This window comes from Lactococcus sp., assembly GCF_036648155.1.
In the GTDB taxonomy this organism is placed as follows: Bacteria; Bacillota; Bacilli; order Lactobacillales; family Streptococcaceae; genus Lactococcus; species Lactococcus cremoris.
The window spans coordinates 91,007-111,466 of the sequence record NZ_JAVXIY010000005.1; the positions used below are offsets into that span (position 1 = coordinate 91,007).

Consider the following 20,460-nt stretch of genomic DNA (forward strand, 5'->3'; position numbering starts at 1 on the left):
TAATTAATATGCTTGAACTAAAATTTGAAGGAATTCTACTTACAGTAAAGGATCTCAATCGAGCGCAAGATTTTTACGAAAATATACTTAATCAAACTCCACTTTATGATTATGAGGGTCAAATGATTACTTACGAAAGTGGTATCTCACTTGCTCCAGAAAGCGCCTATCGCAGTTGGTTTAAAGACGGGATGAGTCCTAATTTCAAAATTCATCACAAATCAAATAGCTCTCAACTATATTTTGAAGTTGAGGATTTAGATAGTTATCGTTTGGAACTAACTTCAAAAATTGTAGTTGATTGGATTCATAAACCTATTACTTCCAGCTATGGTGCACGAACCATGCGTTTTTATGATTATGATGGACATATTATCGAAGTAGCAGAGAGTATCAAAGTAGTTGCAACGCGCCTTCTGTCGCAGGGAATGACTGTTGAAGAAATTGCAGTACAATTTGGTGATTCGGTGGAGGTCATTGAGGAACTTCTTGATTATCACAACTTAAAAAAATAGTCATACAAAAAACGATCTAAAATAAGTCATTTGCAGACTCTATTCTAGTTCGTTTTTTAATTTAATTCTTATAAAATTCTTATCCTAATTCAACCATTGTTTTTATTGGTTCGTAAGATTTACGATGTATTCTCGTAATTCCGTACTTCTTCAGAGCCTCAAGATGTTTTGCTGTTCCATAACCTGCATTATGTTCAAAATCATATTCTGGAAATTCTAAAGCAAAATCCTTCATCATTTCGTCACGAGTCACTTTAGCTACAATTGATGCGGCCGCAATTGATGCTGAACGAGCATCTCCATGAATGATTTTCGTCTGAGCAATGGGCAAATCTAAAACCATCGCATCTATTAAGAGATGTTCAGGTTTAAGAGATAATTTTGATACTGCCTGAATCATTGCAATTTTTGTCGCCTCATAAATATTTACTTCATCAATTTTTTCGGCATCAACAATACCAATTCCAATCGCTAGCGCTTTTTCTTGAATTTCAGATAGAATAGCATGATGCTTTGATTTTGGCACTTTTTTACTATCATTCAAACCACGAATTTTACAATTCTTTGGCAAAATTACTGCCGCTGTGACCACAGGACCAGCAAGGGGACCACGTCCAACTTCATCAATCCCTGCAATTAGTTCAATTTCTTGACTATAAAGTTCTTTCTCAAATTCTAACATTTGTTCCAAACGTTCATCTTCTGCGCATTCTGCTAAAATTTGTTTTTTTCTACTTTTCAGAACTGCTTGAACTCCTGCACGTTCGTCTGTTTCAAATTCTAAAAATTCTTTTGCTGACAAATCTGTCAGTTCAGCTAACCGTGCCTTAATTTCTTTAATGGTCTGTCCCACTTTATTCACTAACCCTCAAAATTACTGACAACTTTCTTGTCAGTAATTTTACATAATATAATTTATGTCAATTACTGCTGGCAGGGCTAGCAGCAATTAAATATTTTTTTAATTAAAGTTCGTCAGTCCCAACTTCATCCAAGCAAAACAGTCCTAGTTTACCATCTCGGACATCTTTGACAAACATATTATAGAAACGGTCATAATCATCACGGAATCCAAATCTAGCAGTCAATTCCATTATCAAATCTGGAATTTCAAGTTCCAAATCTTTCTCCGTCATTCGATAACGTCTCATTGTCATAGAACGATAATTTTTCAAAAAATGATTTAAACCAAAAATAGTCACTTCATCCATTGGCAATAAGTCATCTTTGATTGCACCAGTCAAGGCCAATTTTAATCCGACAAGTTGGTCCTCAAATTTCGGCCACAAAATCCCCGGTGTATCCAATAATTCTAATTCTTTATTTGTTCGAATCCATTGCTGACCTTTAGTGACCCCTGGACGATTTCCTGTCACCGCAACTTTTTTACCTGCTAAACGGTTCATCAATGTTGATTTACCAGCATTTGGTATTCCAATAATCATCGTACGTAAAGTAGTATGAGCAATTCCACGTTCCTTATCATGAGCAACTTTGTCAGCCATCAATTTTTTAGCTGCGACGGTCAATCGTTTAGCCGTATATTCTTCCTTCGAATTGATAGCCAAAGTTACAAATCCTTGTCCATCAAAATATTCAATCCACTCAGCAACCTTGCTTGAATCGGCCAGGTCAGCCTTATTTAAAGCAATAATTCTTGGCTTATCCCCAATAATTTGCCCCAACATAGGATTACGTGAAGACATTGGCAAACGCGCATCAACCAATTCAATCACAAAATCAACATATTTTAAATTTTCTTGCACCTGACGACGAGCCTTGGACATATGTCCTGGAAACCATTGGATTGTTGCCATAACTTGTAACTCCTTATATATCAAGGCTTGACAGCTCTTGAAGTTCTATTATTTATATTTTAGGGGCAAAATAGGGGCAAATTTCAACTCTATGCTAGATTCCCATTTTTGATTCCCAATTTTTGAGCGAAGCGACTAATTGCTTCAACTGATTTTTCTTGGTCATGCCTCATCAAATGCGTATAACCGTTTGTAGTTTCCTCTTGAACGTGTCCGACACGCTCCTGAACCTCTTTGAGTGGCACAGACGGGTCATCTCTTAAAACTGAGATATGGACGTGACGGAAACTGTGAGGGATTGCGTTTTTCGTCCACTCAAAACCATATTTTTCTTGACAATGATTTGAGAGATAACGATTTACACGCATTAAAATTTCTCGAAAACTGTGTGAGGTAATTGGTGCACCATACTCAGTACGAAAAAGAAAATCGAACTTCCGAAAAGTGTCGTGAGGGGACTCATCACAATGTTTATCAAATGCCTTGTTTCGTTCAATCACGCGCTTTATCGCTGCAATTACAAAATCAGGTAGCTTTTCCACTCGTTCGCCTGCTTCGGTTTTAGTCGTATCCAGATAAAATTCATCAACCCTTAAATCATGGGCTTGCAAAGATTTTTCAATCGTCACAAGTTGATTTTCAAAATCAATGTCCTTTTCCGTCAGTGCTGAGGCTTCCCCAATTCGGCAACCAGTTCCAACCAAGAACAAAGCCAAATCATAATAATTCAGATTCCGCCGCCGTTTCAGCTCAGTAAGCAAAACACCAACCTCACGCTCATTCAAAAACTTCTTTTCAAGGCGGTCTTTCTTAGCGTGTTTTTCTCCGATTGTAGCGTTTAATTTAATCACACGCGAAGGGGAAAACGGAATTGCATTGTGTAAGACACCGTAATCAAAGATTTTATTGAACGTGCACTTGATGTGTTGCATAGTTGAGTGCGTTGATTGATACTTTTCACGGTAGTCATTTAGGACATTCTGAATCAGTAGTGGTGTGATTTTGGTTAGTAAAATGTCATCAGCAATGATTTCAGATAGTCTATCAATCACGAGCTTTTCCCGACGCACAGTTTGAGGTTTGACAGTTGTGAGCCATACATCAAACCAAGCCGTTTTCAAATCAAGAAACGTCCTCATGGATTGACCTGAAAACTGCCCTTGCCGTTTAGCAATAATTTTTTCAATCTTTTCGTCCAATTCACGAGCAGCCTGAGCACGTCCGCGACTGGTATTTGATTGAAAGGTTACAGCAGCCCGTTTAGGCTTTTCAGTTAACGGGTCAATATACCTTTCAATCGCTTTATAGTACACCTCGCCGTTTTTACGTTTTAATTTTTCAAAATACATATTTTATCCTTTCATGTCATGATATGAAAAATGATAAAATAGAATCTGATTAGCAATTCCATTTTACCATTTTTTCAGTTATTTTGCCTTAATCCTTGGATATCCGTGTTGTTTCCAATAAAGGAAATCTTGGAAGACTACAAAATTTATCCAGACAAGCTTGTGAGTTGGGTTTATTACGCCATCTCTGAATTGCTTGCTATTACGCATTTCTGAAAGCCAGCGGTTGAGAGTGTAAATATTAAGTCCTTCATATCGCTTTAGGATAGCTTCTTTGTTCCCCCATTGGGCACGACTATCAACAACAGGCACAAATTTGATTTTCATATTATGTACCTCGTAGATAATTACATCAAACAATGCTATAATTATCATACAAATCTATTATTGGAAGCTCTGATTGCCGTCAGAGCTTTTTTCTTGTTTTAGTTTATACAATGTTTCTGGTGGCTGTAATTGCATCATCTCCCCATCTTCAGTAATATCAATTTGATAGATTGAAACTTCTTTTTCAAATGGTTCTCCCAAAGACTCTTTTCTTCCTACCACGAAAGACGGAAGAAAGCTTTCAAAATACTCATCCGGTAAATCTTCGTAAGTAATTTCAGGCTGTTTGAGTCCTCTGCTCACAAAGTATCTGGGCTGATGGTAGGCTGAGGGTGTACGAATCAAATCTTTGGTAATGTATTTTGTTATGTATGAAGAAGCCTTTTCTCTATCCTGAATCATCGAAACAGTTGAAAAGCCATTTTTCCATTTTGGGGCATTATAAATTTGGATTCCGTTCTTCTTGATTAGACGTTTATTATTGGGGTACCGCGCTTCAATAAGCGGGGGACTGAATCCTTGAGTAACTCCATGGAAATGGATTCTACCAGATTTATGCAGCTCTGGAACAAACAAGAAACCAAACCTCCCATACGTCTCACGCATATATTTGAGCCATGATTGCAACCTTTTTCTTGAGTATTCATAATTCATAGCATTGACTTTTTTATCATTCAAGGTTAATGTCCAAAAGAGGTCAAAGTTGTTTGCTAAACAGTAATACTTGATTTTGCGCTTAATTCGATAAGCCTGTTCCATAGCTTGACGTTCTTTGTATTCTTCATCATCTATGTTCATCCTAGCATGATTGTTGCTCTCATCCTTTTCATTTGGCGCTCTTTGCATATTCCCACCGTATTTGATAATTTCGATACGATTATCAAATAGGATAACTTTTGAGTTGTAATTTTGCATTTTTAACCTCCTCTTTGGCAAAGAAATCAGCTCATCTTGCCTGTATGTCAAGTACAGGCAAGAACATTTTTTCAAGGTATATAGTATTGGGCAGACCGCTCTTGTGCACGGTCTGCCCAATTTTGTTATTGATAATACTGTTTGTGCATATATTTTTCTAACAGCCCCCTGACATCAACGTTTTTCCCTAATGTTGGCGTTAGTGCTAATTTGACCTTTCCAGCTTCCCCTTGTATGTACAACCAAAATTTCCCGTTTTCTGGTGGCATAGGGAGTCCCTTAAACGTATTGAAAAGCATAATCGCACCTTGTTCATCTGGTTCCTTGCCTACATCAGCAAGCAGGATTTTGCTCATAGTGGAACGGGTAACACCGCCACCAGGGAAGCTGCCAACGTCTGCCCTGATTGAAGTGCAAATCATGAAGACACCTAAAGCCCTGCCCATCGTCAAAATCCGCACAGTTAAATCGTTCAAGCTTTTATAGAGCTTAGAGCCTTCCGCCTTGGAACGTGTTAGCGTCTCAATCGTTTCGTCCCAAATTACCCAGTAGGGCTGCAAACCAAGGCTTCTGAAGTCTGTGTCCAATGGCAGGGATTTGTTATCAAACAGCTTAGTACGCTTTTGCATTTCTTCAACAGCATTTTTCAAAATTTTTTCTGCCTGTTCAGGTGTTGCTGCAAAATTCTCTTTCCCATCAAAGGGGAAAGAATGACGGAGCGAATAAATCAAATTTTGCTTAGAATCTATGACATTTAGTGACTTATAAGCCTCTAAATTGTCTGATTTATCGGCCTTTTTTGAAAGTTCTTTTGAAATTTCCAAAATTAACAAATACAAGAAAGTTGATTTTCCAGTCCCTGATACACCTTGAATCAAGTAATGGAAGTCGTTTAATTCTACTGTATCGCCTAGTTTAATTTTCATTTTCATAGTCCTCCAGATCTAAAATTGAACGGTTTGGCGTTTCTCCAAAAACTGTCAAAACATAGCCTGCCCCAATTTTTGTGTCTTTAATATATGTCCAACAGTCTTTATCACTGCCAAGACTTTCAGAGATTAGATAGTCTTGAATCAGTTCAGATAGCTGCTCTTTGAGCCCATCACGCACAAATCCAGTCGTAAAAACTTTTATGTAAGTATCTGTACTACTTCGCCAAAACTCGATAGGTACGCCATGAAAAGCTTCATCAGGAATCTTCTTCGATAGATTTGAAATTTCCGTAGTGAGGCCTTGTAATAGTCGTCGTAACCGATACATTGGGACAAAAGAGTGTTTTGAGAAAAGATACTCGAAGAATCCCCAAATTGATAATAAGAGTCCCAATCCACCTGAAATCATAAGAAATTTATTCCCTGTATGAAAGTGATATATGATAACCTTATCAGATAACCTAACTGTATTATCATGAGTAACAAACCACAGCGCTAGCGACAACATAAATGAAACTATTATCACCAAGAGAAAAGAGCTACGATTTTGAAAATGAGTACCCTTTTGAACCCTCTCTTTTATAAAATGATGAGTTTCGTTTTTAGGATTGAACTGCGTTAGTGTTTTCAGAAACATTTTTAGACCTCCAAATCATCAATTTTATCTTCAACAACATCAAGATATAGCTTGATAGTCGCAAGAATCTTTTTAGATTCGAAATCTTCAAGAATTTGAGCGAGATTGTAAATTTCATCTCCGATTTTATCAAGCTCATTGCCTATAAGTTTCATCGTGCGATAGTTTTTATCCAAAATCATAATTGTCCTTTCCTGATTTTATGCGAAGGGGTTATTTAGCCCCTTGATTTTGAGTTTGTACCACTTGGAGGCTTTCGAGAACAAGTTTCAAACCGCCCCAGCTGCCAGATTGTCCGCGACTAACCCAACGTAGCGCCACTTTAGCTGAACGTAAGTCAATCAATTTCCCCATCAATGTTTCTGGAGTATGTTGTTTTAACATGTTTTCAGGTGCGACTACATCGACAATAATCCGAGCAAGGTCTGAAATATCTCCACCCTCGCGAGCGATGGTTTGGTAAGTTTTAAAGTTAATGACTTCGAGAGCAATTTTAGCGACTGAACCACTGATAGGCTCGTTGTTTTCATCACGTTTAGCTGTCACGCGAGCCGAAACCACTTGCCCCACTTGTGGGACTGCGAATTGGTCTGCTGGAAAGCGGAGTTCGCCAAGTTTTGTTGAGTTAAGAGAAATTTTATCCATTTGATGTTCCTCACAGGTATCACGTGCTACCTGTTTTCTTTTATTATTTTGTCTCGGTAACGTCTTACCTTTTGACACTATTTAGTATAGCATGACGGTTATAGTGTGTTTTAATATATTTTGCGGTATAATATTTATGCAAAATACACTAAAGGAACAACAAAATGAAAACAGACTTCTCAAATACAATCTCTTTTATCTTTGAAATGGCTGCTAGCCGTATGAGTCAAAGAAAGAAATCTCTTAATTTAACAAATGAAGAGATAGCTGGGTGGAAAATAGGACAAGAAGTTATTCAAGAGCGTTACGTTGACCCAACGGGGCAAGGCGAAGATGAGCCAGAAATAACTAAAAAAGCTGTCTTTGAAAAAACTCAATTCACTCCACAGATGATTTCAAGAATCCTAAACGCAAACATTAAAGCCCCTAAAGGCCGAAATTCTCCCAATCCATACTTGTTCCCTACTGCAAAAAAAGGGAATAAAGGGTATTTAGAGCAAATCAAGGAGACATTAAAATTTACCTCCACAAGTGAAATAATGTGGGGCAATCATAACTCAAACGATGACTTTTATTTCGGACTTTTTTGCGCTTTAATTGCAGACTTAAAAGATACAGAGCATTTTTCAACAATACAAGAATGCTTGAAAGATTTTATCCCATACTCAAAATTTCTGGCATACAGTGAAACCACTGATACATCTGTACCCCTTGAATACCTAATAGGCTACTCAAAATTTGAGCTTGATTATCTTCTGAGTGATTCTGAAAAAATAGCCATCTATCGTTTATTTAAATCTATCGAATATTATTTTATTGACGACTTTCAGGAATTTATTTCTTCTCCAGTAAAAATCAAAAACTACCAAGACTGGACTTTTAAGTTTATTAAAAAATATCTTGAAAAATTTACTTCAAAATATTTTATTCCTCTCCTAGAAAAAATTGTCCCAGAGTCAACTTCTCTGGGATTGCGGGTGTATTCCATTGTAAAAGATGACATTGTTCAATCAGACTTTATTGAGTCGGCATCTCTGAGCCGTTCCCCTGAGTCAGCTGGTCATTGGTTGACGGCTGGGGAAAAAGACGATGTTAAAGTTTCTGATCTGCTGCTTTCGGCTAGTAATGAATATATTGATAAATTAGAAGAAATAGAAATTGATTTATTTGGCGATTTCGAAGAGCAGTACAAAAAAGCTTATCCAGAAAATCTTTTGATGGAGGACATAATCAGATTAGAAGATGAATTTCAAAAGGAACAACTTCAAAAAATGGAAGATGAGATTGAACTGCAAGAAGAAATTGACTATCAAGAAAATCAAGAGCTCGAATCTTTTTTGGAGCAACAAGCTGAGCAAGATAAGATGATTGAGGAGCTTGAAAAACAGTTATCTCAAGATGAAGATAGCAAAAGTCACGGAACTCAGTGATCCGTGACTTTTATTTTCTCATACTCAAATCTTTTGACCCATTACTTTTTCAAACAGCCAGCTCATGCTAATTATCAAACCACCGAAACTTGAATATTTTTTTCAACTCCTTTAGCTGCTGCTTATTTTCTGGATAATGCTCTACTTTTTGAAGGTCATCTGCAAAAATATATGAAAAATATTTATAAGGGTATCTAAACAAAGGACTCTTGACGTAGAATATCATTCTATATGTCGTGTCATCTCCATTTTCATCAATAAACTTAATGTTTTTATATGGAATAACCCCGACACAAAATATTTTTATTTTTCGCGGAAAACCTAAGTCAGCTTCATCAACTCCACAGATAACGTGGACATCATCAATTCCAGCACCTTGAAGTTCTCCTCCGTTTAGAGTGTAACCAAGTATAAAATTAGGCGTATTTTTATTGAGAGACCGATATGTACTATTGAAACGTCGTAAATTGTAAAACTCTATTTTCTGGTTACGGCTTTCTTTATTGTTCCGTTTGATGATTTCCTGTATTTCTGCCTGATGATTTTTAGTTTGTTCATACGATATATTAGATTGAAGTCCATAAATTAGAAAGACTATAATGGTACTTACAATAATTGAAACAATCCCTATCCAATTATCAAGAGTCATTTTGTTTTCTCCTGATAGAGTTCAATCAGCTTAGCTACGCGTTCGACTCGTTTTGGATTTTTAAGACCATAAAGTGAATCAACTAGTTTGTCATTTTCCTTGTGAGCTTTGCGCAACTTCTCTGGCATATACATTGGGTCATACATATCAGCTAACGAATCGCCTGTGGCAATAAACTCTTGTCTGACATCTAGGATATTTTGAGCACTTTGTCTGAGCTTAGTAATATCTGCATCTGTCAAATCAGGGAGTACAAAAGTGTTATAAACCAGTTGATTAGTGTAACTGTAATCGCCTTTCAGTCTCCCGCCGACAGTAGCAAGCCAATCCATGTGAAGTTTGGAGTGTATCAATGCAAACAATTCTAAAGTGGCGTCAATCACTTGAAATGCGGAGTCAGAAATAATAGTGTCTTTATCAAAAAATAGAACGGGCGCATATTCTCTACGCCCAGAAGAACGTAATGGGACAAGCAAAACATCAGACTCCCGATACATATCTTTTTGCCATTTGACAGGATTATCTTTCAGAACCAACATGTCTTTAGAGTCGAACTGTCCTCTGAAATCTTTTACTTGCTTTAAGCGTTCTGTGACAAGAGGGTTTTTCAGAATGGTGATTGGTGCTTTTGTTAAATACAAAATATAACGGTCTTCGTTATGCAGAGCTTCTCTTGAGCCCACAAATAGTTTGATAAAATCTTCCAGTTCTGGATATTTTTGTAAGGCTTCGTCCTTTTCATCTGGTGTCAAAACGAGAAAACGTCCATCTTTTGGAGATGAGCCAATCGTCATGGCAGGAACGTCAGAAAGTGGCTTAGTTTGTTTCTCCACAAAAATACTAGGTGCTGGCAATAAATATTGATTGATATTTTTTCCGTCAAATTTGACGGAATCGCCTTTGATGTCATCATAGACAAACAGATTTTTGACAGGTCTGTCAAATTTTGCAAAGCCAATAATGACCACAAATACAGAGGCTCCGTTATTGTCCCACATAAAGGTTTGGTGTGCAAAGTTGATTTTGATAGAAAATTGCTCAAATAAAGGTTTCCAAATATCATTCGCTTGGACACCTTGCACCACAGAGTTGGTCGATACCAGTGCGACTTGTAGTTTTGGGTTATCTTTTATCATCTCGCCAGCTTTGAAATACCAACCAGATACAAAGTCAATACGTTTTGATTTTGTATAGAGCTTCGTCAAATTTGACAGAACTTCCTTTTGGTCGGCAGACATGGTTTGAAAACCAATAAAAGGAGGATTACCGAGTATAAAATCAAAATGATTAGTTCTAACAAAATGAATATCATCAGACGCTTTTGAAAGTTCCGCCCAACGGTCATCATCTTTTTCAGAAAGATTCTCATAAACAATTTTTTGACTGTCGTTAAAAACTGTCAACCAATCAACTTTCAAAGCATCAGCATTGACGACATTCCCGCCATTGTGTAGAGGGAGGCGGGCATAGTAAGCGCCAAAGAGGCTGCTAGCTTCGAGGTTCATGATATGATCCATGAGCCATAAACCAAGCCTAGCCACAGATACCGCATAAGGGACAATTTCAATCCCATAGAACTGCGAAACTTCAACTTTTATCATATCTGAGATTTCAAAAAGCGACATGGTGCCTTGTGTTTCTTCAAAAATCACATCATGCTCTAACCGACGAAGTTCGCGATAAGCTACGATTAGAAAGTTCCCAGAGCCACAAGCAGGGTCAAGAAATTTGAGACTTGCGAGTTTTTCGTGGAATTTATCAAGTTCAGCCTGTTTATTTCGTTTGAGGGCTTTGATTTTGTCGAACTCTGCGCGCAAGTCATCAAGAAAAAGGCTATCAATAACTTTCATGATGTTTTTCTCGGAGGTGTAGTGTGCCCCAAGCGCGTGACGTTTGGTTTTGTCCATAGCACCTTCAAACATAGAGCCAAAGATGACAGGAGAAATTTTGCGCCAGTCAAGCTCTGAAATTTCAAGCAAATTATCTCGAATTTCTTGAGTCAGTGCGAGCCCTGAGAGTTGCTGCAAGCGAAAAAGTCCGCCGTTGATATAAGGAAACTCTGCGAGAATTCCTGTTTGAAATCGTTCGTTTTCCTTGGTATCAAGCACTTGAAAAAGTGTCGCCAGTTTGTCCACCAAATCAGAGCCGTCTTCAAGCGTATGGTTGGCGATATAGTCATAAAATAAGCCGTTTTTGAAAATCTGGGTATCATCTGAAAATAAGCAGAAAACTAGCCTAGTCATGAGCAAATCTGCATAATTCCGCGGATAATTTGCCTCAAGTAACTGCGTGTGGATTTTCTCCAAAAGAATGGCGGCTTTTTCATTGACTGGGTCAATATTGTCAGTCGTCAAGTGTGATTTTTTGCCAATCAAAAAGCTAAAATCATCAAGGTGTCTCATCAAGTCAACCGTTGCAAATTCTGTGTATTCATCATCTTTGGATAAATCATAAAGCCGCATACGCTCGAAATTGCAGACCATGATATATTTGGGTTTGTCTTTATTATTCAAATATTGATAATAGCGTTGTGCCTGACTGACGGGGCTGGTATAATGGTTAGGTTCAATCTCATCGAATGACTTAACCTTTGCCCCTTTCATCTCAATCAGAAATAAACCAGCCCAAAGATAGTCAATCCGTCTGGCTGACCCGTTGACATTGACTTTGAATTCATAGCCGACTTTAGCTTGCTGCTCGTTGAATATACCGATAAAATCCCGCAAAAATTGCTGAGACTGTTGTGTTTCGTCCTTGTCATCTTTATGCTCAGCAATAAATGCCAAAGCCTTATTTTTAATTTGTTCGTCCACTTGGAACCTCTCAGAAGTTGATACTTCTATTATAGCAGATATAGCGCTTTTCTGTCTGCTTTTTTCTAATGAACTGTATGATACAAATAATACCAATATCTGGTTTTTAGATAATATCTCTTGATTTCAAATGAAATTAGGACTATAATATAGAAAAATCCAATATTTGAAAGGAGCGCTATGAATATCGGGAATAAGCTAAAAAGATTGCGGCAAGACAATCATCTTTCTCAAGTTCAGGTCGCTAAAAAGCTTGGTATTTCTCAAGGAACATACGCCACATGGGAAAGTAAAACGACCAATGCAACGCTTGATTTACTAGAAAAAGTTGCCCAAATCTATGATATTTCGCTTTATGATGTCCTAGAGGAAGAAACTCAGCCGCAAGATATTATTGAACTCATCAATAATTACAAGCAGCTTCATCAGGCACAAAAAGAAACGGTTGTGGATTTAACTAAATTGATGGTTGAGAAAAACGCCAAATTCGCAGAAGTTCATGAGAAAGCACCAGTTTATGACATCAAGACTTATCTCAGAAGTGACCTCTATGAAGTCGAAGTTCAGGACGAACGGCTTTCTGCTGGTTTTGGTACAGGTGTAACGGACAATCATGAAAGTTATACCGTCTATACTGACACACCTGTTAGGCGCTATGATAGTGCGGCTAGAATCAAAGGCGAGTCCATGGAGCCAGATATTCCCAATGGTTCGATTGTGACTTTTGTAGATAATGGCTTTGATGTGAATGGCGATATTTATGTTATTTCAGAAGGTGGCTATGGCGAAGAAACGCTGTACTGCAAGCAGGTTTTTCATGATGAAGATGGCTTTCGTTGCCATTCACTCAATCCCGACCCACAATACAAAGATTTTTACCTAGGCGAAGATTCTCGTATTTTGGGAGCCGTAATTGATAGCTTCGAGGAAATTGACCCGAGCCTGATTGTAGACTGAGGTGTGAAAAATGAATAGTAGAAATCAAGTCAATCTGATTGGGAAAGTTGATGAAATTATTCAAGATATAAAAAATACACATGGAGAAAAACGTATATTAACGAGATTTTCCATGAAGAGAGTAGCCCAAACCGAGTATAATGATATTGACGAAGACAAGATTTGGGTGCTTTTTCCTCGCGAACAAGGAGAAAAATTTTCCGAGCAATTCAAGGGAAAAATGAAGAACAAAGAAATCTCTGTTTCTGGGGAGGTTCGTTCTGGTGGTACACTAAAAGGGGTTAGTTATCCTTTAGTCATCATCTTGGTTTCTTCGTTTGATTTTATAGATTGAGGTGGATATTATGGGCTATTTTGATTATTCTTTAGAGCCACGTCGAGCCATTCTTTTTGAAGATGTCAAATCCAACTATGCTTCAATCGAGTGTAATCAGCTTGGACTTGACCCGCTGACGACTTCGCTTTGTGTGATGAGCCGAGCAGATAACTCAAACGGCTTAATTTTGGCAGCCAGTCCGACTTTCAAAAAAGTTTTCGGACGGTCTAATGTTGGGCGTAGCTATGAATTACCATTTTATCCAGAAACTGGGAAATTTAATTATCGACGTTGGGACGAGACCCATCGTGATTTTTATGGTCAAGTAGAGCCGCCAAGTCCTGAGTATGTTCAAATTATCGAGGATTGGGCACGCAAAACTTACATTGTGCCCCCTCGCATGGGCTTATATATCAAATCAAACATCAAAGTTCTGAAAATCCTTGCCACTTTTACTTCAATGGCTGAGATACACCCGTATTCGATTGATGAATCTTTTCTTGACGTGACAGAATCACTGGACTTTTTCTTTCCTGATGAGTCGGATTACTACCAGAAAATGGATAAGATGGCGCAGATGATTCAGCGGACGGTTTATCATCAGACGGGGCTTTATATCACGATTGGCATGGGCGACAATCCTCTGCTTGCGAAACTCGCCATGGATAACTATGCCAAACATAATGACAACATGCGCGCACTCATTCGTTATGAAGACGTGGAAGAAAAAGTTTGGTCGATTGAAGAGATGACTGACTTCTGGGGAATTGGCGAGCGCATTAAGCGGAATTTTGCTAAAATCGGGATTCATTCGATCCGAGAGCTGGCAAATGCTGACCCTGACTTCATCAAGCGAGAGATGAAAACCATTGGTTTGCAGCAGTTTTTTCATGCCAATGGCATTGATGAAACTAGCATTTATGACCATTACAGCAAAGCTTCGACCAGTTTTGGAAATTCACAGATTTTACCGCGGGATTATACCAGACAGGAGGAGGTTGAAATTGTCCTGAAAGAAATGTGTGAGCAGGTTGCGGTCAGGCTGCGTAAAGCTAAGAAAGAATGTGTCAACATTAGTTTCTTTGTGGGCTTTTCCATGAAAGAACCACGTCCAACCATTAGCGCTTCACGAAAGATTGACCCGACTAACTCAACGGTTGAGCTGCAAAATACTGTCATTCGACTATTTAGAGAACGCTATGAGGGCGGTAGCGTGCGTAATATTGGAATTTCTGCCAATGGTTTGATTGACGCCCCATTTCATCTGATTTCTTTGTTTGAAAATGCCGACGATGACAAGGAAATTGAGTGGCAAAGGCAGGAAGAGAAAATTCAAGACGCGATTGACGCGATTCGGCAAAAACAGGGTTTCACGTCTATTCAAAAGGCTACTGTGCTCAAAGCTGGCTCTCGTGCGATTGCTAGAAGTAAATTGATTGGCGGACATTCTGCTGGCGGATTGGAAGGCTTGGAATGAGTATTATTGAGGGGACGAGGCGGGTTGACCGTTCTTATAGTAAATTTGAATCTATCCGTAATTACCAAGACCGTAGAAAAATGAAATGGAATCCCTTTGCCACGGCTGAGCTTGCGGCAGCACATCGAGAATATCGTAGAACCGCCGATTTAGATGAGCCAGACGCACTTTTAGAACCTGACGAGATTAGCTTTCGATTGCTATTTTCTCAAAGCTCTGGCGAGTCTATCGAACTTACCATTCGAGACGGATTTAATCAAAAGCAAGTTGAGGGATATGTTTATTCATGGAGCGAGGATAATCAGCCGATTATAAAAACCCCTGACGAGCATTATCAGGAGCTGGAATTGGACAATATACTAAATATCCTTTCGCTGAATGATTTAGAAGAATTTGACGGAAAGAAGGACGCAGATTATGGATAATGAACAATTAACTGAGCGCAAGGTGGTTAAACGCATTACTGACCCGCTTGAACGTCAGAAGGTTTTGGAAGAGATGTTGCAGCGGATTTCTGATAAATATGGCGATGACTTGATTATGAACGAGGCAGCCAAGGAAGAAATGCGTGTTCAAGCTCTACCGTCTGGGATTTTGTCGCTGGATATTGCCATGGGAATTGGTGGTTATCCCAGAGGACGCTTGATTGAAGTTTTTGGCGCGGAATCGAGCGGTAAAACAACTGTGGCTTTGCATGCGGTGGCTCAGGCTCAAAAGCTGGGCGGCATTGCGGCTTATATTGATGTCGAAAATTCGCTTGACCCAGACTACGCGCAGAATATCGGGGTAAATCTGGACGCTTTGATTTTCTCTCAACCAGATTCTGGTGAAAAAGCTTTTGACGCGCTTGAAGAACTGGTCAAGACAGGGGCTTTAGATTTAATTGTCGTGGACTCTGTGGCAGCTTTAACGCCACAAGCTGAGATTGACGGAGTTAATTTGCAGGGCGAGCTTGCCAAGATGATGTCCGAGCGTTTGAAACGGATTGTCTCGCTGGTTAATCGCACCAAGACCGTGGTTATTTTTATCAATCAAATCCGCGCTAGCATGTCTGGATTTCTAGGTAATGGAGAAACGACACCTGGCGGAAAGGCGCTGAAATTTTACTCATCTATTCGGGTTGAAGTCAAGACTTCTGAGAAAATCAAGCTGAATGACAACGTGATTGGTAAGAAAACCACTTTGACCACGGTTAAAAATAAAGTTGCTTCCCCTTTCAAAAAAGCCTATGTCGCAAATATTTGGGGCGAAGGTTTTTCTCAGGCGATTGATATAGTCAAAAATGCAGTCAAACTAGATATTGTTAAACAATCGGGCAAGTGGTATAGCTATGACGGACGGAAAATTGGCAATGGGATTTTTGATGTTAAAGATTACCTGACTCAAAATGTTCAACTGCTCTATGCCATTGAAAAAAATTCTCGGGAAAAACTGAAAATCGTAAAAAGTAGTGCTTAGCCGCATTGCTTTTTTTGTCAAAAATAGGGGCAGAATTAGGGGCAAATTTTGATTTTTATTGCTTATTATTGCTCAACTCACTGATATTTTTGTCGGTCTGAGAAACCGAAAATAAACAAAATTGCTTTTCAGAGAAATCGAAAAAGCCCTTGTATATCAAGGACTTTGGGCTAATCAAACTAATTTATTTTCATCAAATTTCATAAAAATTTCTTAAAGAGGTTTCAGAAAATGACATTCAACCATTGTATAACCATCTCTACTACTCCTTAAACCAACTGTAACAAGAGGTTACAGCTTCTATATTTATAATTTTCATTCCCAGATAATAAATGATTAATCCTCTGAATTCTTTTTATCATCCGAAGAAAATAAACTTCTAAATCTGATATTTGCCTTGTCTCCCACACCATTATAGAAAAGCACAGAAAAAAATGGACAAATATTACCTTATCCATTTTAGCATTTTTCCCATATTTTTGTTATTACCAATTTATGTTCATGATTCATATTTTTCAATTTGTGATAAATCAACACCAAAAGTCAGTTTTTTCAACACAGATTTAAAAGCATCAACCGAAAAAGAATCTGATGTTGACAAAGTCAAGAAAGTTTCTCCTCGGTCAGTAATTGTGTATTCCGTGTCATAGAAACCGTTTCTTTTATAAAAATTTAAACGTTTCACTCTCTGCTCATAATTTACCGCACTTGTATCCAAGCGTTCAATATTTAATGTAATATTTTTACCATTAAATTTTTCCTTCAAAGTTTTTAAAATCGCTGAACCATAACCCTTAGAATGAACTTGGTCATCAACAGCTAAATACAAAACAAAAATCATCTCTTCATGATGAACAAGATAGGATATGCCACAAAATTCTTCATTTTGATAATAAGCCCAGAACTTTACATCTTTCTTTAAATTCCAAAGTTTCAATAACCAGATGGGATATTGTTCTTCTTTAGGAAAAGCATTTTTCATTAAATTTATAATTCGACGATATTCCGGTAAAGCTTTAGATACATTTTTTATTTCTAACTTCATCACTTCTCCTCTACTTTAAAGGTAATATATTGATTATATCAAAATATTTTTAGAGGTCATAATGAAGTCCTAAAAAACTAATTTACTTTATCAAGCCAATCAATTAAAGTTTGAGAAATTTCTTCTTGTTGCTGATTATTGGAAATCTTAGCTTTTTTATCCCCTTTTTGTGAACCATAACTACCAAAGCCACCATGATTTCCACCTTCTATTGTGACATAACTTGTTTCTTTTGGAAGATATTGTTTTGCTTTTTTGTAAGATGACCAGTTTAAAATATTATCTTGTGTTCCCACTATTGATAATACCTCCCCCTTAAAATTATTTAAATTTCCTTTTTTATCAGGATAACTTGCCAAAAAGAAAATTCCTTTTAATGATGAATCAGTTTCGCTTTTTTTAGCAAACCGACTGGCAATCACTCCACCTAAAGAGTGACCACCAACCACATAATTTTTTAATTTGTTAGCTTTAATGACTGAAGAAGCTTGATTGGGATTCAATATAGCTAAATTAAAAGGCTCCTTCAATAGATAAACAGTATATCCATTGGAAGCTAGTTTACTTGCCCAAATACTATAACTTCTATTATCCACCAAAGCGCCTTGATAAAAGATTACACTTGTTTTTTCGGGATTCCCTTTGAAGACTAGAGTACTCCCCTGAGTTTCAGATTTTTGAGAAAATGATAAGGCCTTAGAGCTAGGCTGATAACTGTTCGTTTTGATATAAAAAAATGAAAGCCCTATTATTACTAGAAAGATAGCGCCTATATAAGATAAAATAATTTTTAACTTCTTTTTTTTCATTTTTAACTCTCTCCTGTTTTTCCAATTAAATGTATTATATCATGCCTATCCAATGCCTTAACAATCAGAGTGCTTAATACTACATTTGCATTATTTTGCAATTCGTATTTATTTAGAATTAAATGAATGCATTATGTTGCACAATCAAATAGTCTATGATATGATGATAAGTAAGAAAGGAGAGCGAATGTTATTAGAAGAAAGACTATCACAAATTAGCCAAATCGTTGATGAACAAGGCAGTGCCACAATTGATTTTTTAGCTCAAAAACTTGAAGTTTCAAAAGATACAATTAGAAGAGATTTAATGAAATTAGAATCCAGAAAAAAATTGCATCGAGTTCATGGTGGAGCAATTCCAATCGGTAAAGAGGCTGCAATTTTAAATTATGAAGAACGCTCAAATATTTCCAGTAATTTAAAGAAAAAAATAGCAAGTAAAATAAAAAATCTCATTAAAGAGCATAGCACTCTTATTTTTGATTCATCAACAACCGTCGAAGCTGCTATTAAACAACTTGATGACCTCTCTATCTCAACCATCACAAACTCCCTTACCAATGCAATATTACTTTCAAAGTATGAGAAGGCAACCGTACAACTTCTTCCAGGTAAATTAAACAAGAATCAACTATTCTTATATGGCGCGGAGACTGTTGAAAAGCTCTCTCAATACCAAGTGGATTTTACAATCTTAGGCGTTTTTGCTCTTTCTAATAATGGCTTATTTATTCATACGCAAGAGGAAGGCATTGTCAAAAGAAAAATGATTCAACAAGGTAAGCAAGTCATAGCACTAGCAGATCATACAAAACTTAATAAAGAAGGATTCTTTAAAATTTGTGATTTAAAAGAAATAAACTACCTCATTACTGATGAAAAAATTGAAGGTGAATTGATGAAAAATTTAAATGATAATAATGTGAAAGTAGTGACTATAAATGAATAAAGAAATTGTTTACGAAAGAATAAACGAACCAAAGCTCTTTAATAATGTTCCACCAGTTACACTAACGGACAAAACATTAGAGGAACGAAAAGAAAATCTTTTATCAATAATGGTTAAAGAACAATATGATGCACTAATCATCTATGCAGACAAAGAACATGGCAGTAATTTTGAATACTTTACTGGCTTTATTCCGCACTTTGAAGAAGGATTGCTCATTATTGATAAAAATGGTAAGGCCACGCTTGTTTTGGGTAATGAGAATTTAAAAATGTCTAAACACTCAAGAATTGAAGCTAATCTAATTCATTACCCTCAATTTTCTTTGCCAAATCAGCCCATGGATAACGAAAAAAGTTTAACTCAAATTTTTAAGGAGTTAGAACTTTATAAAAACAAAAAAATCGGCTTGATTGGTTGGAAGATGTTTACAACGCAAAATGAAGAACCTTCAGAATTATTTGATCTTCCCTATTTTATTGTAGATGCGCTAAAGAATTCATTCTCAACAGATACAATTGTCACTAACGCTGCCCACCTTCTCATCGGTCCAAAAGGAATTCGAACAATAAACAATGCAAATGAACTCGCACATTATGAATATGGAGCAAATCTAGCCTCTCGGTGCATTCTAAATGCCATGAATCAGCTAAAAATAGGAATGCGAGAAACAGAAATTGGAGCACTCCTCTCTAATGAAGGCCAAGCTCATTCTGTGATTACAATTGCAGCTGCAGGAGAAAGATTTGAAAATGCCAACTTTTATCCAACCTATAAAAAAATAAAATTTGGAGAAGCAATCTCTATGACGACAGGTTTCAAAGGAGGATTATCTAGTCGGACTGGATTTTTAATCAATGAAGAAAGAGAATTGCCTGAAAATCAAAAAGACTATCTTGAGCGTGTAGTCATTCCCTATTATAAAGCTATTGTGGCATGGTTAGAAAATATTTCGCTAGGAATGTTAGGCGGAGAACTCTATGAAATCATTGATAAAACCCTACCAAAAGCCTCTTATCATTGGCACTTAAATCCTGGTCACTTTGTGGCCGATGAAGAATGGATGTCCTCACCTTTATCTAAAAATTCTCAAAGACAGATAGCTAGTGGCATGATCTTTCAGATTGACATTATCCCATCTGTTGCTGGCCATACTGGTGTAAGCGCTGAAGAATGTGTAGCCATAGCTGATCAGTCTCTTCAAAATGAATTGAAAGCAAAATATCCTGAACTTTGGGAACGAATTACAACCAGAAGAAACTACATTATCAATGAATTAAAAATAGACTTAGGTCCTGATGTTCTTCCTTTATCAAATACAGTCGGATACTTACGACCCTTTCTACTAGAAAAAAATAAAGCTTTAAAAGTAAATTGAAGTCATATCCTTATCAAAAAAGAGACCTAGTTGCTAGAGCTC

General features: G+C 37.3%; 22 protein-coding genes. 9 read left to right on the forward strand and 13 right to left on the reverse strand.

Translation table 11 applies throughout. The features are described 5' to 3' along the window. Window positions 1–8 precede the first annotated feature (8 nt). On the forward strand, window positions 9–515 hold the full coding sequence (locus tag RSC39_RS06280; protein ID WP_063280965.1) for a VOC family protein: 507 nt from the start codon (window positions 9–11) through the stop codon (window positions 513–515). A gap of 79 nt (window positions 516–594) precedes the next feature. On the opposite strand, the gene RSC39_RS06285 is transcribed toward RSC39_RS06280, so the two are convergent. The 9 genes from RSC39_RS06285 to RSC39_RS06325 form a co-directional block, all read right to left on the reverse strand. Next, window positions 595–1,368 (reverse strand): ribonuclease HII, encoded by a 774-nt coding sequence (locus RSC39_RS06285; RefSeq protein WP_063281004.1) that lies wholly within the window; start codon window positions 1,366–1,368, stop codon window positions 595–597. A gap of 112 nt (window positions 1,369–1,480) precedes the next feature. Next, window positions 1,481–2,332 (reverse strand): ribosome biogenesis GTPase YlqF, encoded by an 852-nt coding sequence (gene ylqF / locus RSC39_RS06290; protein ID WP_332535899.1) that lies wholly within the window; start codon window positions 2,330–2,332, stop codon window positions 1,481–1,483. Window positions 2,333–2,421: 89 nt separating this feature from the next. Continuing rightward, the gene (locus RSC39_RS06295; RefSeq protein WP_332535901.1) at window positions 2,422–3,681 is read right to left on the reverse strand and encodes a site-specific integrase; all 1,260 of its coding nucleotides are present in this window, start codon (window positions 3,679–3,681) and stop codon (window positions 2,422–2,424) included. 78 nt (window positions 3,682–3,759) lie between these two features. Continuing rightward, complete coding sequence (locus tag RSC39_RS06300) at window positions 3,760–4,008, reverse strand: DNA-binding protein (RefSeq protein ID WP_138491699.1); 249 nt, start codon at window positions 4,006–4,008, stop codon at window positions 3,760–3,762. Between the two features lie 57 nt (window positions 4,009–4,065). Further along, entirely contained in the window at window positions 4,066–4,923 is an 858-nt protein-coding gene (locus RSC39_RS06305; RefSeq protein WP_153924910.1) for a hypothetical protein, read from the reverse strand. Window positions 4,924–5,048: 125 nt separating this feature from the next. Beyond that, window positions 5,049–5,849, reverse strand: a complete 801-nt coding sequence (locus RSC39_RS06310) for a hypothetical protein (RefSeq protein WP_332535909.1) — start codon at window positions 5,847–5,849, stop codon at window positions 5,049–5,051. Beyond that, on the reverse strand, window positions 5,839–6,264 hold the full coding sequence (locus RSC39_RS06315) for a hypothetical protein (protein ID WP_332535911.1): 426 nt from the start codon (window positions 6,262–6,264) through the stop codon (window positions 5,839–5,841). Before RSC39_RS06315 ends, RSC39_RS06310 begins: the two co-directional genes overlap by 11 nt. Before the next feature lie 230 nt (window positions 6,265–6,494). After that, window positions 6,495–6,674 (reverse strand): hypothetical protein, encoded by a 180-nt coding sequence (locus tag RSC39_RS06320; protein ID WP_205272366.1) that lies wholly within the window; start codon window positions 6,672–6,674, stop codon window positions 6,495–6,497. Window positions 6,675–6,705: 31 nt separating this feature from the next. Next, on the reverse strand, window positions 6,706–7,137 hold the full coding sequence (locus RSC39_RS06325) for a hypothetical protein (protein WP_205272365.1): 432 nt from the start codon (window positions 7,135–7,137) through the stop codon (window positions 6,706–6,708). 164 nt (window positions 7,138–7,301) lie between these two features. On the opposite strand from RSC39_RS06325, the gene RSC39_RS06330 reads away from it, so the two are divergent. Next, window positions 7,302–8,567 (forward strand): hypothetical protein, encoded by a 1,266-nt coding sequence (locus tag RSC39_RS06330; protein ID WP_332535917.1) that lies wholly within the window; start codon window positions 7,302–7,304, stop codon window positions 8,565–8,567. A 67-nt stretch (window positions 8,568–8,634) separates the two neighbouring features. On the opposite strand, the gene RSC39_RS06335 is transcribed toward RSC39_RS06330, so the two are convergent. Together RSC39_RS06335 and RSC39_RS06340 are read right to left on the reverse strand one after the other, a co-directional pair. Further along, window positions 8,635–9,216, reverse strand: a complete 582-nt coding sequence (locus RSC39_RS06335; protein WP_332535919.1) for a hypothetical protein — start codon at window positions 9,214–9,216, stop codon at window positions 8,635–8,637. Beyond that, window positions 9,213–12,029 (reverse strand): DNA methyltransferase, encoded by a 2,817-nt coding sequence (locus tag RSC39_RS06340; RefSeq protein ID WP_332535921.1) that lies wholly within the window; start codon window positions 12,027–12,029, stop codon window positions 9,213–9,215. The genes RSC39_RS06335 and RSC39_RS06340 overlap by 4 nt, the downstream gene beginning before the upstream one ends. A gap of 180 nt (window positions 12,030–12,209) precedes the next feature. On the opposite strand from RSC39_RS06340, the gene RSC39_RS06345 reads away from it, so the two are divergent. From RSC39_RS06345 to recA, 5 genes are read left to right on the forward strand one after another with little or no spacing between them, the layout of a single operon-like run. Then, on the forward strand, window positions 12,210–12,986 hold the full coding sequence (locus tag RSC39_RS06345) for an XRE family transcriptional regulator (protein ID WP_332535923.1): 777 nt from the start codon (window positions 12,210–12,212) through the stop codon (window positions 12,984–12,986). 10 nt (window positions 12,987–12,996) lie between these two features. Continuing rightward, window positions 12,997–13,320 (forward strand): hypothetical protein, encoded by a 324-nt coding sequence (locus RSC39_RS06350; protein WP_332535925.1) that lies wholly within the window; start codon window positions 12,997–12,999, stop codon window positions 13,318–13,320. 10 nt (window positions 13,321–13,330) lie between these two features. After that, on the forward strand, window positions 13,331–14,779 hold the full coding sequence (locus RSC39_RS06355) for a Y-family DNA polymerase (protein ID WP_332535927.1): 1,449 nt from the start codon (window positions 13,331–13,333) through the stop codon (window positions 14,777–14,779). Beyond that, window positions 14,776–15,204 (forward strand): hypothetical protein, encoded by a 429-nt coding sequence (locus RSC39_RS06360; protein ID WP_332535929.1) that lies wholly within the window; start codon window positions 14,776–14,778, stop codon window positions 15,202–15,204. Before RSC39_RS06355 ends, RSC39_RS06360 begins: the two co-directional genes overlap by 4 nt. Then, a complete protein-coding gene (recA, locus tag RSC39_RS06365; protein ID WP_332535931.1) occupies window positions 15,197–16,237 on the forward strand; it encodes a recombinase RecA in 1,041 nt (346 codons plus the stop codon). The genes RSC39_RS06360 and recA overlap by 8 nt, the downstream gene beginning before the upstream one ends. Before the next feature lie 499 nt (window positions 16,238–16,736). On the opposite strand, the gene RSC39_RS06370 is transcribed toward recA, so the two are convergent. Both RSC39_RS06370 and RSC39_RS06375 read right to left on the reverse strand, forming a co-directional pair. After that, complete coding sequence (locus RSC39_RS06370; RefSeq protein ID WP_332535933.1) at window positions 16,737–17,282, reverse strand: GNAT family N-acetyltransferase; 546 nt, start codon at window positions 17,280–17,282, stop codon at window positions 16,737–16,739. Between the two features lie 77 nt (window positions 17,283–17,359). Beyond that, window positions 17,360–18,091, reverse strand: a complete 732-nt coding sequence (locus tag RSC39_RS06375) for an alpha/beta hydrolase (protein WP_332535935.1) — start codon at window positions 18,089–18,091, stop codon at window positions 17,360–17,362. A 187-nt stretch (window positions 18,092–18,278) separates the two neighbouring features. On the opposite strand from RSC39_RS06375, the gene RSC39_RS06380 reads away from it, so the two are divergent. Together RSC39_RS06380 and RSC39_RS06385 are read left to right on the forward strand one after the other, a co-directional pair. Further along, a complete protein-coding gene (locus RSC39_RS06380; RefSeq protein ID WP_332535937.1) occupies window positions 18,279–19,040 on the forward strand; it encodes a DeoR/GlpR family DNA-binding transcription regulator in 762 nt (253 codons plus the stop codon). Then, window positions 19,033–20,418 (forward strand): aminopeptidase P family protein, encoded by a 1,386-nt coding sequence (locus RSC39_RS06385; protein WP_332535939.1) that lies wholly within the window; start codon window positions 19,033–19,035, stop codon window positions 20,416–20,418. Before RSC39_RS06380 ends, RSC39_RS06385 begins: the two co-directional genes overlap by 8 nt. Window positions 20,419–20,460: the final 42 nt, after the last annotated feature.

Coding starts and splice junctions, on each gene's coding strand:
- RSC39_RS06350 (WP_332535925.1), top strand. CDS start 12,997: ATGAATAGTAGAAATCAAGTCAATCTGATTGGGAAAGTTGATGAAATT.
- RSC39_RS06370 (WP_332535933.1), bottom strand. CDS start 17,282: ATGAAGTTAGAAATAAAAAATGTATCTAAAGCTTTACCGGAATATCGT.
- RSC39_RS06355 (WP_332535927.1), top strand. CDS start 13,331: ATGGGCTATTTTGATTATTCTTTAGAGCCACGTCGAGCCATTCTTTTT.
- recA (WP_332535931.1), top strand. CDS start 15,197: ATGGATAATGAACAATTAACTGAGCGCAAGGTGGTTAAACGCATTACT.
- RSC39_RS06380 (WP_332535937.1), top strand. CDS start 18,279: ATGTTATTAGAAGAAAGACTATCACAAATTAGCCAAATCGTTGATGAA.
- RSC39_RS06330 (WP_332535917.1), top strand. CDS start 7,302: ATGAAAACAGACTTCTCAAATACAATCTCTTTTATCTTTGAAATGGCT.
- RSC39_RS06315 (WP_332535911.1), bottom strand. CDS start 6,264: ATGATTTCAGGTGGATTGGGACTCTTATTATCAATTTGGGGATTCTTC.
- RSC39_RS06325 (WP_205272365.1), bottom strand. CDS start 7,137: ATGGATAAAATTTCTCTTAACTCAACAAAACTTGGCGAACTCCGCTTT.
- RSC39_RS06345 (WP_332535923.1), top strand. CDS start 12,210: ATGAATATCGGGAATAAGCTAAAAAGATTGCGGCAAGACAATCATCTT.
- RSC39_RS06300 (WP_138491699.1), bottom strand. CDS start 4,008: ATGAAAATCAAATTTGTGCCTGTTGTTGATAGTCGTGCCCAATGGGGG.
- RSC39_RS06310 (WP_332535909.1), bottom strand. CDS start 5,849: ATGAAAATTAAACTAGGCGATACAGTAGAATTAAACGACTTCCATTAC.
- RSC39_RS06320 (WP_205272366.1), bottom strand. CDS start 6,674: ATGATTTTGGATAAAAACTATCGCACGATGAAACTTATAGGCAATGAG.
- RSC39_RS06295 (WP_332535901.1), bottom strand. CDS start 3,681: ATGTATTTTGAAAAATTAAAACGTAAAAACGGCGAGGTGTACTATAAA.
- ylqF (WP_332535899.1), bottom strand. CDS start 2,332: ATGGCAACAATCCAATGGTTTCCAGGACATATGTCCAAGGCTCGTCGT.
- RSC39_RS06280 (WP_063280965.1), top strand. CDS start 9: ATGCTTGAACTAAAATTTGAAGGAATTCTACTTACAGTAAAGGATCTC.
- RSC39_RS06305 (WP_153924910.1), bottom strand. CDS start 4,923: ATGCAAAATTACAACTCAAAAGTTATCCTATTTGATAATCGTATCGAA.
- RSC39_RS06360 (WP_332535929.1), top strand. CDS start 14,776: ATGAGTATTATTGAGGGGACGAGGCGGGTTGACCGTTCTTATAGTAAA.
- RSC39_RS06385 (WP_332535939.1), top strand. CDS start 19,033: ATGAATAAAGAAATTGTTTACGAAAGAATAAACGAACCAAAGCTCTTT.
- RSC39_RS06375 (WP_332535935.1), bottom strand. CDS start 18,091: ATGAAAAAAAAGAAGTTAAAAATTATTTTATCTTATATAGGCGCTATC.
- RSC39_RS06335 (WP_332535919.1), bottom strand. CDS start 9,216: ATGACTCTTGATAATTGGATAGGGATTGTTTCAATTATTGTAAGTACC.